Annotated in this window: 14 protein-coding genes and 1 pseudogene; 4 read left to right on the top strand and 11 right to left on the bottom strand. The window is 29.3% G+C overall.

Annotated elements, in window-relative coordinates; translation table 11 throughout:
* Positions 1 to 9 precede the first annotated feature (9 nt).
* Positions 10 to 1,269, top strand: coding sequence for a cytochrome b (locus ABXT52_RS05635; protein ID WP_011281470.1), 1,260 nt, complete (start codon positions 10 to 12; stop codon positions 1,267 to 1,269).
* Positions 1,270 to 1,273: 4 nt separating this feature from the next.
* A complete protein-coding gene (locus tag ABXT52_RS05630) occupies positions 1,274 to 2,053 on the top strand; it encodes a cytochrome c1 (RefSeq protein ID WP_415271588.1) in 780 nt (259 codons plus the stop codon).
* Here ABXT52_RS05630 and ychF read toward each other — a convergent pair.
* From ychF to lgt, 7 genes and pseudogenes are all read right to left on the bottom strand, one after another.
* Positions 2,030 to 3,104: pseudogene (gene ychF, locus ABXT52_RS05625) on the bottom strand (redox-regulated ATPase YchF). The gene ABXT52_RS05630 and the pseudogene ychF overlap by 24 nt on opposite strands.
* Positions 3,104 to 3,664 carry an aminoacyl-tRNA hydrolase gene (gene pth, locus ABXT52_RS05620; RefSeq protein ID WP_271486918.1) on the bottom strand — a complete coding sequence of 187 codons (561 nt, stop codon included), beginning with the start codon at positions 3,662 to 3,664 and terminating at the stop codon, positions 3,104 to 3,106. Before pth ends, ychF begins: the two are co-directional and overlap by 1 nt.
* Before the next feature lie 31 nt (positions 3,665 to 3,695).
* A complete protein-coding gene (locus ABXT52_RS05615; protein ID WP_415271587.1) occupies positions 3,696 to 4,397 on the bottom strand; it encodes a 50S ribosomal protein L25/general stress protein Ctc in 702 nt (233 codons plus the stop codon).
* A 44-nt stretch (positions 4,398 to 4,441) separates the two neighbouring features.
* The gene (locus ABXT52_RS05610; RefSeq protein ID WP_415271586.1) at positions 4,442 to 5,374 is read right to left on the bottom strand and encodes a ribose-phosphate pyrophosphokinase; all 933 of its coding nucleotides are present in this window, start codon (positions 5,372 to 5,374) and stop codon (positions 4,442 to 4,444) included.
* Positions 5,375 to 5,383: 9 nt separating this feature from the next.
* Positions 5,384 to 6,142 carry a peptidoglycan editing factor PgeF gene (gene pgeF, locus ABXT52_RS05605; RefSeq protein WP_415272528.1) on the bottom strand — a complete coding sequence of 253 codons (759 nt, stop codon included), beginning with the start codon at positions 6,140 to 6,142 and terminating at the stop codon, positions 5,384 to 5,386.
* 4 nt (positions 6,143 to 6,146) lie between these two features.
* Positions 6,147 to 7,190: an SAM-dependent methyltransferase gene (locus ABXT52_RS05600; RefSeq protein ID WP_415271585.1), complete on the bottom strand. Its 1,044-nt coding sequence runs from the start codon at positions 7,188 to 7,190 to the stop codon at positions 6,147 to 6,149.
* Positions 7,180 to 7,950, bottom strand: coding sequence for a prolipoprotein diacylglyceryl transferase (lgt, locus tag ABXT52_RS05595; RefSeq protein WP_415271584.1), 771 nt, complete (start codon positions 7,948 to 7,950; stop codon positions 7,180 to 7,182). Before lgt ends, ABXT52_RS05600 begins: the two co-directional genes overlap by 11 nt.
* Positions 7,951 to 7,996: 46 nt before the next feature.
* Between lgt and ABXT52_RS05590 the strand changes: the two genes are divergently transcribed.
* Positions 7,997 to 8,224: a hypothetical protein gene (locus ABXT52_RS05590; protein ID WP_415271583.1), complete on the top strand. Its 228-nt coding sequence runs from the start codon at positions 7,997 to 7,999 to the stop codon at positions 8,222 to 8,224.
* A 5-nt stretch (positions 8,225 to 8,229) separates the two neighbouring features.
* Here the strand turns inward: ABXT52_RS05590 and ABXT52_RS05585 are convergent, their stop codons facing one another.
* The 3 genes from ABXT52_RS05585 to ABXT52_RS05575 are packed head-to-tail and all read right to left on the bottom strand — an operon-like array spanning position 8,230 to position 10,637.
* Positions 8,230 to 9,549, bottom strand: a complete 1,320-nt coding sequence (locus tag ABXT52_RS05585; protein ID WP_415271582.1) for an ATP-binding protein — start codon at positions 9,547 to 9,549, stop codon at positions 8,230 to 8,232.
* Positions 9,530 to 10,207 (bottom strand): response regulator, encoded by a 678-nt coding sequence (locus ABXT52_RS05580; protein WP_415271581.1) that lies wholly within the window; start codon positions 10,205 to 10,207, stop codon positions 9,530 to 9,532. Before ABXT52_RS05580 ends, ABXT52_RS05585 begins: the two co-directional genes overlap by 20 nt.
* Complete coding sequence (locus tag ABXT52_RS05575; RefSeq protein ID WP_415271580.1) at positions 10,200 to 10,637, bottom strand: MarR family winged helix-turn-helix transcriptional regulator; 438 nt, start codon at positions 10,635 to 10,637, stop codon at positions 10,200 to 10,202. The genes ABXT52_RS05580 and ABXT52_RS05575 overlap by 8 nt, the downstream gene beginning before the upstream one ends.
* Before the next feature lie 71 nt (positions 10,638 to 10,708).
* On the opposite strand from ABXT52_RS05575, the gene ABXT52_RS05570 reads away from it, so the two are divergent.
* Complete coding sequence (locus ABXT52_RS05570; protein WP_415271579.1) at positions 10,709 to 11,581, top strand: branched-chain amino acid aminotransferase; 873 nt, start codon at positions 10,709 to 10,711, stop codon at positions 11,579 to 11,581.
* A 5-nt stretch (positions 11,582 to 11,586) separates the two neighbouring features.
* Here the strand turns inward: ABXT52_RS05570 and pgsA are convergent, their stop codons facing one another.
* Positions 11,587 to 12,171, bottom strand: a complete 585-nt coding sequence (pgsA, locus tag ABXT52_RS05565) for a CDP-diacylglycerol--glycerol-3-phosphate 3-phosphatidyltransferase (protein ID WP_415271578.1) — start codon at positions 12,169 to 12,171, stop codon at positions 11,587 to 11,589.
* Positions 12,172 to 12,173 lie beyond the last annotated feature (2 nt).

Below are 12,173 nucleotides of genomic sequence, written 5' to 3'. Positions count from 1 at the left end.
TAAATAATTATGAGTGATCACGAGTACGTCCCCAGTTCAAAATTTGGAAAATGGTTTAATGACAGGCTTCCACTTTTATCACTTGCTAGTCATTTAACTGATTACCCAACACCTAAGAATTTAAATTATTGGTGGACATTTGGTGGGATTTTAACTTTTTGTTTAATTACACAAATCGTTACAGGTTTAACTTTAGCAATGCACTACATTGCTCATGCTGACATGGCTTTTGAAAGTGTTGAGCATATCATGAGAGACGTAAACTATGGTTGGTTAATAAGATATATTCACGCAAACGGTGCTTCAATGTTTTTCTTAGCAGTCTATATTCATATATTTAGATCTTTGTTTTATGGATCATATAAATCTCCAAGAGAAATAATTTGGATTATTGGAATAATAATTTACCTTTTAATGATGGCAGCAGCATTTATGGGTTATGTTTTACCATGGGGTCAGATGAGTTTTTGGGGAGCAACAGTTATTACAAATCTTTTTAGCGCAATACCTTTAGTAGGCGAAGGAATAGTTAATTGGTTGTGGGGAGGTTATTCTGTAGATAACCCAACTTTAACAAGGTTTTTCACGTTACATTACTTAATACCATTTTTAATCTTGGGCTTAGTGGTTCTTCATATTTGGGCTTTGCATGTTCCTGGAAACAATAATCCAGTAGGAATAGATGTTAAAAAGCCTTCTAAGGATACAGTACCATTCCATCCATATATTGTGATCAAGGATGGCTTTGCATTATTAATGTTTATGATTGTATTTGCATTTTTCGTTTTTTATTCACCAAATATTTTAGGACATGCGGACAATTATATAGAAGCAAACCCAATGGTTACACCAGCCCATATAGTTCCTGAGTGGTATCTATTGCCATTTTATGCAATCTTAAGATCAGTTCCTGATAAGTTAATGGGAGTAGTTGCAATGCTATCAGCAATTTTAATTTTAGCTGCACTGCCTTGGTTAGATACTTCAAAAATTAGATCAGCAGTATTTAGACCTCTTTACAAACAATTTTATTGGATACTAGTAGTGGATGTATTAGTTCTAGGTTACGTGGGAGCAATGCCAGCTGAAGGACTTTACTTATTGATTGCTAGGGTTGCTACAGCTTACTACTTTATTCACTTTTTAATAATCTTACCGGTATTAGGATTTAAAGAAAAAACCATACCTTTACCCTTAAGTATTACAGAACCAGTACTTGGAGGGATGCCAATGGCATCAGCTGTTAAAAAAAAAGAAAGTTTAAATTAATTTAGTGAAAAATATTTTAAAAATTAGTTATTCAATCATTTTTTTATTAGTAGGAACTCTTACAGTTAATGCTGCAGAAAAAGTTGATCTTTTAAAAACAGATTGGAGTTTTAAGGGATTATTTGGAAAATTTGATAGAGGGGCCCTGCAAAGAGGGTACCAAGTTTATTCAGAAGTTTGTGCTGGCTGTCATTCAATGAAGTATGTAAGTTATAGAAACTTATTTGAGCAAGGTGGACCAGAGTTTACTGAAGAGCAGGCTAAAGCAATAGCTGCAAGTTTTGAAGTTACAGATGGACCAAATAATGATGGAGAAATGTTTGTAAGACCCGCTAAGTTATCAGATAAATTTGTAATGCCGTTTGAAAATGTTAAAGCCGCACAAGCAGCAAATGGAGGAGCTTATCCACCAGATATGTCTGTGCTAGCAAAAGCTAGAACTGGTGGGGTTGATTATATTTACTCAGTTCTTTTAGGTTATGAAGATCCACCGAGTAGTGTAACGCTTGATGATGGAGTTTACTATAATAAATATATGTATGGTAATAAAATTAAAATGTCACAACCTTTAATGGATGATGCTGTAGAATATAGCGATGGTACAAAGGCCACAGAAGAACAAATGGCAAAAGATGTTACGACATTTTTAATGTGGGCAGCTGAACCTCATTTAGAAAGCAGACACAAGATGGGCTTTAAGGCTATCTTGTATTTAATTATTTTAACTATTCTAGTTTACTTTAGTATGAAGAAAATTTGGTCACGTATTGAATCTGAAGTTTAATATATCGCCATCTTTGACAATATAATCTTTTCCTTCAAGTCTCATTTTTCCATTTGTTTTTGAATTGACCCAACCATCATTAGTTATGAAGTCTTCATAAGCAATTGTTTCAGCTCTTATAAAACCTTTTTCAAAATCAGTATGGATTTCACCAGCTGCTTTTGGTGCAGTACAATTTTTTTGGATAGTCCAAGCTCTAGTTTCTTCAGGCCCAGATGTAAAATAAGTGTCTAGCTCTAAAATATTGTAACCTTTTTGAATTAACATATTTAAACCAGTTCTTTTTAATCCAATCATCTCCATATAATTTTCTTTTTCTTCATTTTCTAATTGATTTATTTGGTTCTCAATATCAGCTGAAACTATTAAGGTATTTTTTTCACCATATTTATCAATAAATGCTTGAGTGTATTTATTTCCATTTTGAACACTTGCCTCATCAACATTACATACAAAAATTTTAGGCTTTAAAGACAATAAACCACTTTGGCTTATTAATTTTTTATCAAATTGTTCATAAAGTATTTGAATATCTTTAGAATTATTTATGCAGTCAGAAGCAATTTTTAATATTTTTAATTGCTCCTCATCTACATTTTTCTTATTATTTTTTTCTAATCTTTTTTGTATTGACTCAAGGTCAGCCAACATCATTTCTGTTTCAATAATTTCCAAATCTCTAATTGGATCAACTGTTGGGTTTACATTTTGAATATCATCAGAGTCAAAACATCTGATCATATGAATGACTGCATCGACTTCTCTTATATGAGATAAGAATTTATTTCCTAAGCCTTCACCTTTAGAGGCGCCCGCTACTAGTCCGGCTATATCCACAAACTCAATAGTAGTATTAATTTTTTTTTTTTGATTTTGATATTTCTACCAATTTGTCTAGTCTTTCATCTGGCACAGGAACCACACCAACATTCGGCTCTATCGTACAAAAAGGGAAGTTTGCAGCTTGTGCCTTACTAGAATTTGTAAGTGCATTAAATAGTGTAGATTTACCAACGTTAGGTAAGCCAACAATTCCACACTTAAAACTCATTATTTATTATTTACAGTGCTTGAGAATAAATCTAATTTTTTATCAATTAATATAGCCATTGAATCAATAATATTTTTAGTAATTTTTTCTAGTTGTATCATTTCATCTTCATCAAAATCTTTTAATACATGATCTGCAACATCAGCCTTAGTTTTGGGTCTTCCAATTCCTATTCTAACTCTTGAATAATCTTTACCAATAAATTTATCTATAGATTCAATTCCATTATGTCCTGCACTTGATCCTGCAAATTTTGCTTTCACTTTTCCAAATTCAAGGTCAAGGTCATCATGGAAGACAATCACATCTTCAGCATCAATTTTGAAGTATTCAATTAATTCCCTTATACAAATTCCAGAATTATTCATAAAGGTTAATGGTTTTATTGCATAAACCTTTTTATCTTCAATATTACCTGTAGTTAATAATCCTTTAAATTTTGGTTTTTGTTTAGACAAACCAAATTTTTGATTAAGAGCATCAATTAATTTGAAACCAATATTGTGTCTGTTGTTTTCGCTATCGGGTGTTGGATTTCCTAAGCCTACAAATAAAAGCATATTTTTTTTAAATCGTATCTAGGAGTCTTCACTATGATAAGTTGATTATTTTTTTTTCTTCAGTGGCTTTTTTTTCGTCGCCATCTTTTTTATCACCCTCAGCTGCTGGTGCTGCTTCTTTACCATCTTCTGCTGCTTCTGCTTCAGCTTCAGCTGGTTTTTCTGGCTCTTTCATAACTGTAGGCGCTGCTAAAGTTGCAATTACAAAATCTCTTCCAATAATAGTTGGTGTAACACCTTCTTCTAGTTTAACTGAAGATATTTTGAAACTTTCTCCAATATCCACTCCATCTAAGTCAATAGTTATTGCAGATGGAATTTTTTCACTAGGACATTTTAATTCTATCTCTCTTCTCACAATGTTTAGTACACCACCTCTTTTTAGGCCTGGTGACGTTTCATGGTTAATAAATACTACAGGCACTTCTATTCTAATTTTTACACCTGGGACAACTCTTAAAAAATCAATATGAGTTGGCTCATCAGATATTACGTTATAAGTAATTTCTCTTGGTAAAACATTTTGAGGCTTACCATCTAAATTAAGAGTTATTATATTTGATAAGAAGCTTCCTTTTTCTATTAAAGATTTTAATGTTTTTTTTAATACAGCAACTTTTTGATTTTGATCTGGTCCCCCATAAACTATACCAGGGATATTTCCAGCCAATCTAAGAGAACGAACATCTCCTTTTGACTTAGTGTTTCTAGTATTTGCATCAAGTAAATTCATAAAAAGATGGCTTTTAGCGCAAGTTTATTAATAACTCAAGATAATTATTTAAATAAATCGGATACAGATGTTGAATTAGAGATCCTTTTAATTGCTTCACCCATAAGGGCTGAAATAGGCAAAACTTCTATATTTTTAACATTTTTAATTTTATCATGATTGTCAATTGTGTCTGTTACTACCAGTTTTTTAATAACTGATTTTTTAATTTTATCTATTGCCTCTCCACTTAAAACTCCGTGGGTAATATAAGCATAAACTTCCTTAGCACCTCTATCCTTTAAAGCTTTCGCAGCGTTTACTATAGTTCCACCAGAATCAATTATATCATCAACTATAATACAAGTTTTCCCTTTAACATTTCCTATAACATTCATAACTTTGGACTGACCTGGTTTAGGTCTTCTTTTATCTACAATAGCAAGCTCTACATTTAAAATTTTACCAAGTGCTCTCGCTCTTTCAGTTCCACCAACATCTGGTGCAACACAAATAATATTTTTACTTTTTATATTTTTTTTAGCATGTCTTGCAAAAATTGGAGTAGCAAATAAGTTGTCTACAGGAATATCAAAAAAGCCCTGAATTTGTCCAGCATGAAGGTCTACAGTAACAACTCTATCAGCACCTGCTTTAGTAATTAGATTAGAAACAAGTTTTGCAGAAATAGAAGTTCGAGGTACCACTTTTCGATCTTGTCGTGCATATCCAAAATAAGGAATGACAGCAGTAATATTTTTTGCTGAAGATCTTTTTAAAGCATCAATACAAAGTAGTAGTTCCATTAAGTTGTCATTTGCAGGTGATGAAATAGACTGAATTATAAAGATACTATTACCTCTAATGTTTTCATTAATTTCTATATAAATTTCTCCATCAGAAAACTTTTTTATACTTGAGTTCACAAGCTTAGATTTTAAATATTTTGCAATATTCTTGCTGAGAGGTTTATTGCTGTTTCCAGTTAATAATTTCATGAGATATTATCAATTAATCATAATTACAGAAATATTTCTACCATAATCATTCTCATTGCGGCTAATAGATCTTCGTGCACTAAAAAAACTATTTTTAGGATTAAATGTATCCTTATTAATTATATCAATTTTCTTTATATTTAAGGTCTTTAATTGAGAATGGATGTACTTTTTTAAATTAAAGAAATCTTTATTTTGAATTTTTTTAAAAAATTTTTTATTTTTTCCATCGTTTTTGATGAGTTTTTTAATAAAATCTTTTTTCACCTCATAATTTTTTACAGAAATACATGGCCCAATAACAGCAGTAATGTTTTTAGGGGCGCACCCTTTTTTTATCATAAAATTTAAGGTTTTTTTAATTATCCCTTTGAATGCGCCTTTCCAGCCAGCATGGATTGCTGCAATCATCTTTTCTTTCTCATCATATATTAGTATTGGGGCACAATCAGCAGTTAATATGGCTATAGGAAATTCCTTTTTATTTGTAATTAGTGCATCTCCCTCAAAATTATAATTTTTAAGTTTTAGATTTTTATCTATAAAATGAAATTTATTACTATGAATTTGCTTAAGTAAGATAATTTTTTTAAGCTTAGTTTTAATTTTCTTTTGAACGATTTGAAGATTTTTTAAAACATTTTTTTTATTATCTGAAGATCCAGGACCACAATTTAAACTCTTAAAAATACCTAGAGATTTTCCACCCTTTCTATTAAAGAAAGCGTGCTGTAAGTTTTTAAATTTGTTGAGTTTCTTTGACTTAATCAGTTTAAAACCCCAATTTAAATTTATTTTTATCTGTTGTTATTAACATTACTTTAAATAATTCACCCATTTGATTTTTATCTATAAGCCTTTTTATTCTAAAATAAATATCAGCTTTTTCACTAAATAAAATTTTCTTGGACAATATTTCTGCTCTTTCAAGAATACCAAGTTTTGTTAAAAACTCACCTTGAGTAGTATTCATTGAGGTAAGTGAGCTTAATTCTTTAACTATTCTATTTAATAAATTGAAACTTAAATTATAAGTAATATCAGAATTACCAAACCCCTCTAGCACATCACAATATTTATGTTTTGATACAGCCTGCAGGGTATTTTTCATTCTTTTATCAATATAAGCATAATCTATTATTAAAATTCCACCATTATTACGTTCAATCTTATTGTTAATAATTTTTAAGTAATCAGTTGATTGTGGTGAATACTCAATAAAGTTCTGTTGTTTTGCAATTTTAAATTTAATTTTATTTTCAAATTTTTCCATATCAAAAAGAACGTCGAAATATTCAAATTTATTGTTAAAAAATCTAACATGTCTTTCAAACCATTTTCTTTCTTTCTTTATGAATTGCTTAATAGGTAAAGCGTCAAAAAATTCGTTTGCTAAAAAGATACATGGTAAATTATCCAATTCTCTTAAATCATTTAACCACTGAATATTTTTTTTATTGATATTAACTTTTTGTTTTTTCTGTAGTAATTTGCTTTTTTCTAAAATCTTAATGCGACAAGAATTTTTAAATATTGGAAATTTATCAAAGGTATCGACTAGAACTTTCATCATTTCACCATTGCCAGCACCTAACTCAATTAAATTGAACTTTTCAGGGCAACCTAGATTTTGCCAAAATGAAACCACCCAAATTGCAATCATTTCTGAAAATAGTATGGATATGTTGGGTGAAGTTATGAAATCACCCTTTTTGCCAAAGGGGTCTTTTTTCATGTAGTAGCCAGATTTTTTGTTATAGAGAGATTCCTCTATAAACTTATCTAGAGTAAACGAGTCATTATTCTTAATTTTCATTTTTTATGGATAAAAGGTAAGCCCCAGTTATGAAAAAAAGAATACTTATCAATTGGCCTAATGTTAGATTTAAAACCAAGTAACCAATTTGTGGATCTGGAGATCTAAAAAACTCTACAAAAAATCTAAATAAAGAATAAAAGATTAGGAATAAAGCAGAGATTTTTCCAGGTACTTTTAAATAATCTTTTTTAAAAAAATACCCAAGTACAAAGAAAAGAATTATTCCTTCAAAAAAAGCCTCATATAATTGAGATGGGTGTCTTTTGATATTGTCTATTAGAACAAATTGAACTGACCAAGGAAGATCTGTGGCTCTTCCGTAAAGCTCTGAGTTTATGAAATTGGCAATTCTGCCAAAAAAAATTCCAATTGGAGCAGATATGGCAACTAAGTCTAAAAATATAAACGAATTGGTATTGTTTTTTTTTGAGAACAATATTGATGCAATTATAATTCCAATTAAAGCACCATGAAATGACATTCCTCCATTCCAAACCATCAATATTTCAATAGGGTTATCTAAATAATATTTTAAATTATAAAATAATATATATCCAAGTCGACCACCCAAAATCATACCTATAATGAGATAGGTTATGAAGTCATCAAATAGCTGAAGAATATGAGAGTCTTTAATTAATTTTTTTTTACAATAAAGCCAACCAAGTGAAATACCTATAATATAAGCCAAGGAATACCATCTGATTTCTAATGAAAATATTTGAAACGCAACTGGGTCAAAATTATTAATAAACATTTTTAAAAAACTACGTATAAAGTATATTAATTTTATAAACGAATATATGACAAAATCAAAATTTGTAATTGATAAATTAACAAAACTATTTGAACAGGGACTTATTTCTTATAAAGATTTGAGCTCTGAAATCATAAATGTTTTAAGATCTAAAAGAGATGAAATCATTTTTAAAATGAAACTAACCAGTAAAGAAGAAACAGATATATTAATTAAAAGAGTTGAAAATCTAGAAAAAAAAATTAACAAATTAGAAAAAAAAAAGTCCAAATAAAAAATTTACAAAGGTAAAAAAATCTTAACTCTAAGACCGTTTAAAGGAGATTTTTCCAATAAAATATTTCCCCCATGGGATTTGATTATGTCAGATGCAATTGATAATCCAAGTCCAACACTAGATTTAGAATCTCCTCTACTTTTATCTATTTTATAAAATGGTTTAAAAACATTCTCTAACTCTTCTTTAGGAATGCCAACTCCATCATCATCAATTGTAATTATTATGTTATTGTCTTTTTTGGATAGATGAAAATTTATATTTTCAGCATATTTAATTGAATTATCAATTAAATTATTTAAAGATCTTTGTATTAAACTCTTTCTTCCATTCATATAAACTCTTGGAATTATTTCTTTAGTTATTTTATCGTTATTATATTTATTTATTGTGATTTCGATTAATTCAGAGATATCAAAGGTTTCATTTTTTTCTAAATAAGAAGAACTTGTAAACTGTAGATATTCATTAAGCATTTTTTCCATTTCATCTATATCTAAAGACATTTTTTTTGATAAATCTTCATCCTTCATAAAAGAAAGCTGAAGTTTTAGTCTTGTTAGGGGTGTTCTTAAATCGTGGCTTATACCAGATAACATTTCAGATCTTTGATTTAGGTGTCTCATTATTCGTTTTCTCATTTTATCAAATTCTAAACCAGCTTGTCTGATCTCTAAGGCTCCTGATGGTCTGTACTCATCAATATTTTCTCCTTTACCAAATTTTTCTGCAGCTTTAGCCAGGTTTATAATTGGTCTGGTTTGATTTTTTAGAAATAGTATGGCTATGGTTATCATTAGTAAAGCAGGTAGAGTGATCCATAAAGCAAATATTCTAGCAGATGAACTTGCCACTCTATCTTTTGGGATAAAAAATTCGAAGTAACCGTCGTTATGTTTAATATTTATATGAATAAGTTCTTTATAACTCGTTGTATCGAACCAGTAATTTTTATTGCCAATATTAGATTTCAGCTCTCTTCTTAGCGTTCTATCTATTGGGCTAAACCATCTTTCTTTTTGAGGTTTTTCAAATGAATCATCTTTTTTAAACTCAACATTAAGATCTAAATAAATTGAAAATAAGCCTGACAAGTCGTTATTATTATATTTTCCATTATCATGAGCCACCATCAATGTTTTCATCTCACCAATCAATGCCCTTGTCATACCTTTATTTGTTTTAATCCAAAGACTATCAAAAAAAACAATTGTTATGACTACTTGAAGAACAATTATTGGTACTGCTACGATTAATAAAGCTCTATAAAATAATCTTTTGGGTAGTAAATTTTTTATAAAATTATTCAATCCATAAGACATAACCAGCTCCTCTTAAGGTTTGTAAGTATTTTGGATTTTTTGGGTCTATTTCTATTTTTTTTCTAAGTCTTGTAATTATTACATCTATTGATCTTTCTTTATCAAGATCAGTTAGCTTGCCAATATCCTCTCTTGAAAAAGTTTTGCCAGGATTATTAATCATTTTTTCTAATATAATTTTTTCAGTACTATTTATTTTATATTCAGTGTCATTTTTGATGATTAAAAGTTTGTTAAGATCAATTTTAATATTATCAAAGGTTATAATTCTTTTTTCATCATTTCTTTTTGTTTTATTCAAAATATTTTTTATTCTTAAAGTAAGTTCTTTTGGCTCAAAAGGTTTTGGTAAATAATCATCAGCACCTACCTCTAAACCTTCAACTCTATTTTCAGCTTCTCCTTTAGCTGTTAATAAAATTATAGGAGTATCAATCTTAGATTTATTTTGCTTGATAAAATCAAGGCCACTTTTACCTGTCATCATTACATCCAAAACAATTAAATCAAATTTAATTATTGAAATTTTTTCTTCAGCATTTTCCGCACTATCTGATGTAGTGACCAGAAAATTATTTTCATTCAAATATTGTTTAATTAGAGATCTAATTCCCTCATCATCATCTACTACTAAAATATGGGCCACAAAATCATTCATTAATTATTTTCTTTAAAACATTATCAAAGTTTAGGACTTGATCTGAACTTGAATTTAAAAGAGCATTATAAATTCTTTTTTTTTGTGTCGAAAATATTTCGTCAAAAATTTTTTCACCTTTTTCATTTAAAAAAATGTGTTTTACTCTTGTGTCTTGTTGATTTTTTTCAAAAAAAACAACATCAAGTTTAATTAAATCTTTTAAAACTCTATTCAAACTCTGCTTGGTAACCTTTAATTTCTTTAATAGATCAGAAATTGTAATCCCTTTATACATTGATAATAGATGTAAAACTTTGTGGTGAGCTATACCTATAGAGTATTTATTCAAGGTTTTCTTGGCATCTGAAAAAGACTCACGATAACTTGTAAACAACTTTTCAATCAACTGCTTTAACTGAGTGTCCTTTAAATATAAAAGTTCTTTCATTATGGGTAAGTTATATTGACATATTATAGATACAAAGATAATTTTAGGAAAAAATTTAAATTATTTCATACATGATACCCTACGATAAAAGATCTGGTAAAATCTGGTATAATAACGATCTTGTGGATTGGGCTGATGCAAAAATTCATATTTTAAATCATGGATTGCATTACGCTAGCTGCGTATTTGAAGGAGAAAGAGTTTATGACGGATCAATATTCAAATTAGAAGAGCACACCACAAGACTTTTTTATTCAGCTAAAAGAATGGGAATTACAATGCCATATTCAGAAACTGAAATAAATGATGCATGTAATAAAATTATTTCAGTTCAAAACATAAAAGATGGCTATGTAAGACCAATGGCCTGGAGAGGTAGTGAAATGATGGCAATCTCTGCACAACAAACAAAAATTCATGTTGCTGTAGCAACCTGGGATTGGGGTTCTTATTTTGATCCAAAATTAAAAGTTAATGGGATTAAATTAAATATTTCAAATTGGAGAAAACCAGCACCAAACACAATACCGTGGGATACTAAAGCATCGGGCCTATATATGATTAATACATTATCAAAACATGAAGCAGAACAGCAAGGTTATACAGATTCATTAATGCTAGATCATGAAGGAAATGTTGCAGAGGCAACTGGAGCAAATGTTTTTTTTAAAGATAAAAATGGAGAAATACACACTCCAATTCCAGATTGTTTTTTAGATGGAATAACAAGAAGAACAGTTATTGAGATTGCAAAATCCAAAGGAATTAAAATTAATGAGAGAAAAATTAAACCAGAAGAACTAAAAGATTTTGTTGGTTGTTTTTTAACTGGGTCAGCTGCAGAAGTAACACCCGTATCATGTATTGCAGATAATCAATTCAAAGTTTGTGAAACTATAATTGATTTAAATGAAAACTATCAAGCTTTAGTTAGAAAAAAATAGATTATTTACTTCTTATTATCCTCAGATATTGCATGGTCAATACCTTTTCTTAAATACTCATAACCTGTATATAAAGTTAAAAATGCCGAAAGCCAAAGTAGGATTATGCCAATAGTTTGAGCGTTATAATCTTGAAAGTTTAAAATTTTATTACCTGTTTCACCTGTCAGCAAAAAAGCTATCGCAACCATTTGTAAAAAAGTTTTTAATTTAGCTAAATTAGTTACTGGTAATTTAATTTGCCCTCTAGCTAGAAATTCTCTTAAGCCAGAAATTAGTATTTCTCTTGTAAGTATTATAATTGCAGCAATAACCTCGTAATGTTTAATTGTTCCACTCATAACAAGCAATATAAGCGCAGTAGCAACAATAATTTTATCTGCTATAGGATCAAGTAATTCACCTAACTTAGACTCTTCACCCATCATTCTAGCCAACATTCCATCCAAAAAATCAGTAAATGAAGCAATTACAAATAATACGCATGCAGTTAAATCACCATAAAAACCTGGCAAATAAAATGCTAGAACAAAAAAGGGTACAATTATTATCCTACCGATTGTTAAAATATTTGGAATTTTTTTAAGCATAA

The sequence above is a fragment of the Candidatus Pelagibacter sp. Uisw_121 genome, assembly GCF_047722545.1.
Taxonomy (GTDB): domain Bacteria; phylum Pseudomonadota; class Alphaproteobacteria; order Pelagibacterales; family Pelagibacteraceae; genus Pelagibacter.
The sequence above is the reverse complement of the archived record's forward strand: the minus strand, read 5'-3'. Positions and strand labels throughout refer to the sequence as shown.

Excerpts from the sequence above, each read along its gene's own strand:
- ABXT52_RS05575 (WP_415271580.1), bottom strand. The coding sequence starts at position 10,637 with ATGAAAGAACTTTTATATTTAAAGGACACTCAGTTAAAGCAGTTGATT.
- pgsA (WP_415271578.1), bottom strand. The coding sequence starts at position 12,171 with ATGCTTAAAAAAATTCCAAATATTTTAACAATCGGTAGGATAATAATT.
- ABXT52_RS05600 (WP_415271585.1), bottom strand. The coding sequence starts at position 7,190 with ATGAAAATTAAGAATAATGACTCGTTTACTCTAGATAAGTTTATAGAG.
- ABXT52_RS05570 (WP_415271579.1), top strand. The coding sequence starts at position 10,709 with ATGATACCCTACGATAAAAGATCTGGTAAAATCTGGTATAATAACGAT.
- ABXT52_RS05585 (WP_415271582.1), bottom strand. The coding sequence starts at position 9,549 with ATGTCTTATGGATTGAATAATTTTATAAAAAATTTACTACCCAAAAGA.
- lgt (WP_415271584.1), bottom strand. The coding sequence starts at position 7,950 with ATGTTTATTAATAATTTTGACCCAGTTGCGTTTCAAATATTTTCATTA.
- ABXT52_RS05635 (WP_011281470.1), top strand. The coding sequence starts at position 10 with ATGAGTGATCACGAGTACGTCCCCAGTTCAAAATTTGGAAAATGGTTT.
- pth (WP_271486918.1), bottom strand. The coding sequence starts at position 3,664 with ATGCTTTTATTTGTAGGCTTAGGAAATCCAACACCCGATAGCGAAAAC.
- ABXT52_RS05580 (WP_415271581.1), bottom strand. The coding sequence starts at position 10,207 with ATGAATGATTTTGTGGCCCATATTTTAGTAGTAGATGATGATGAGGGA.
- ABXT52_RS05615 (WP_415271587.1), bottom strand. The coding sequence starts at position 4,397 with ATGAATTTACTTGATGCAAATACTAGAAACACTAAGTCAAAAGGAGAT.
- ABXT52_RS05590 (WP_415271583.1), top strand. The coding sequence starts at position 7,997 with ATGACAAAATCAAAATTTGTAATTGATAAATTAACAAAACTATTTGAA.
- ABXT52_RS05610 (WP_415271586.1), bottom strand. The coding sequence starts at position 5,374 with ATGAAATTATTAACTGGAAACAGCAATAAACCTCTCAGCAAGAATATT.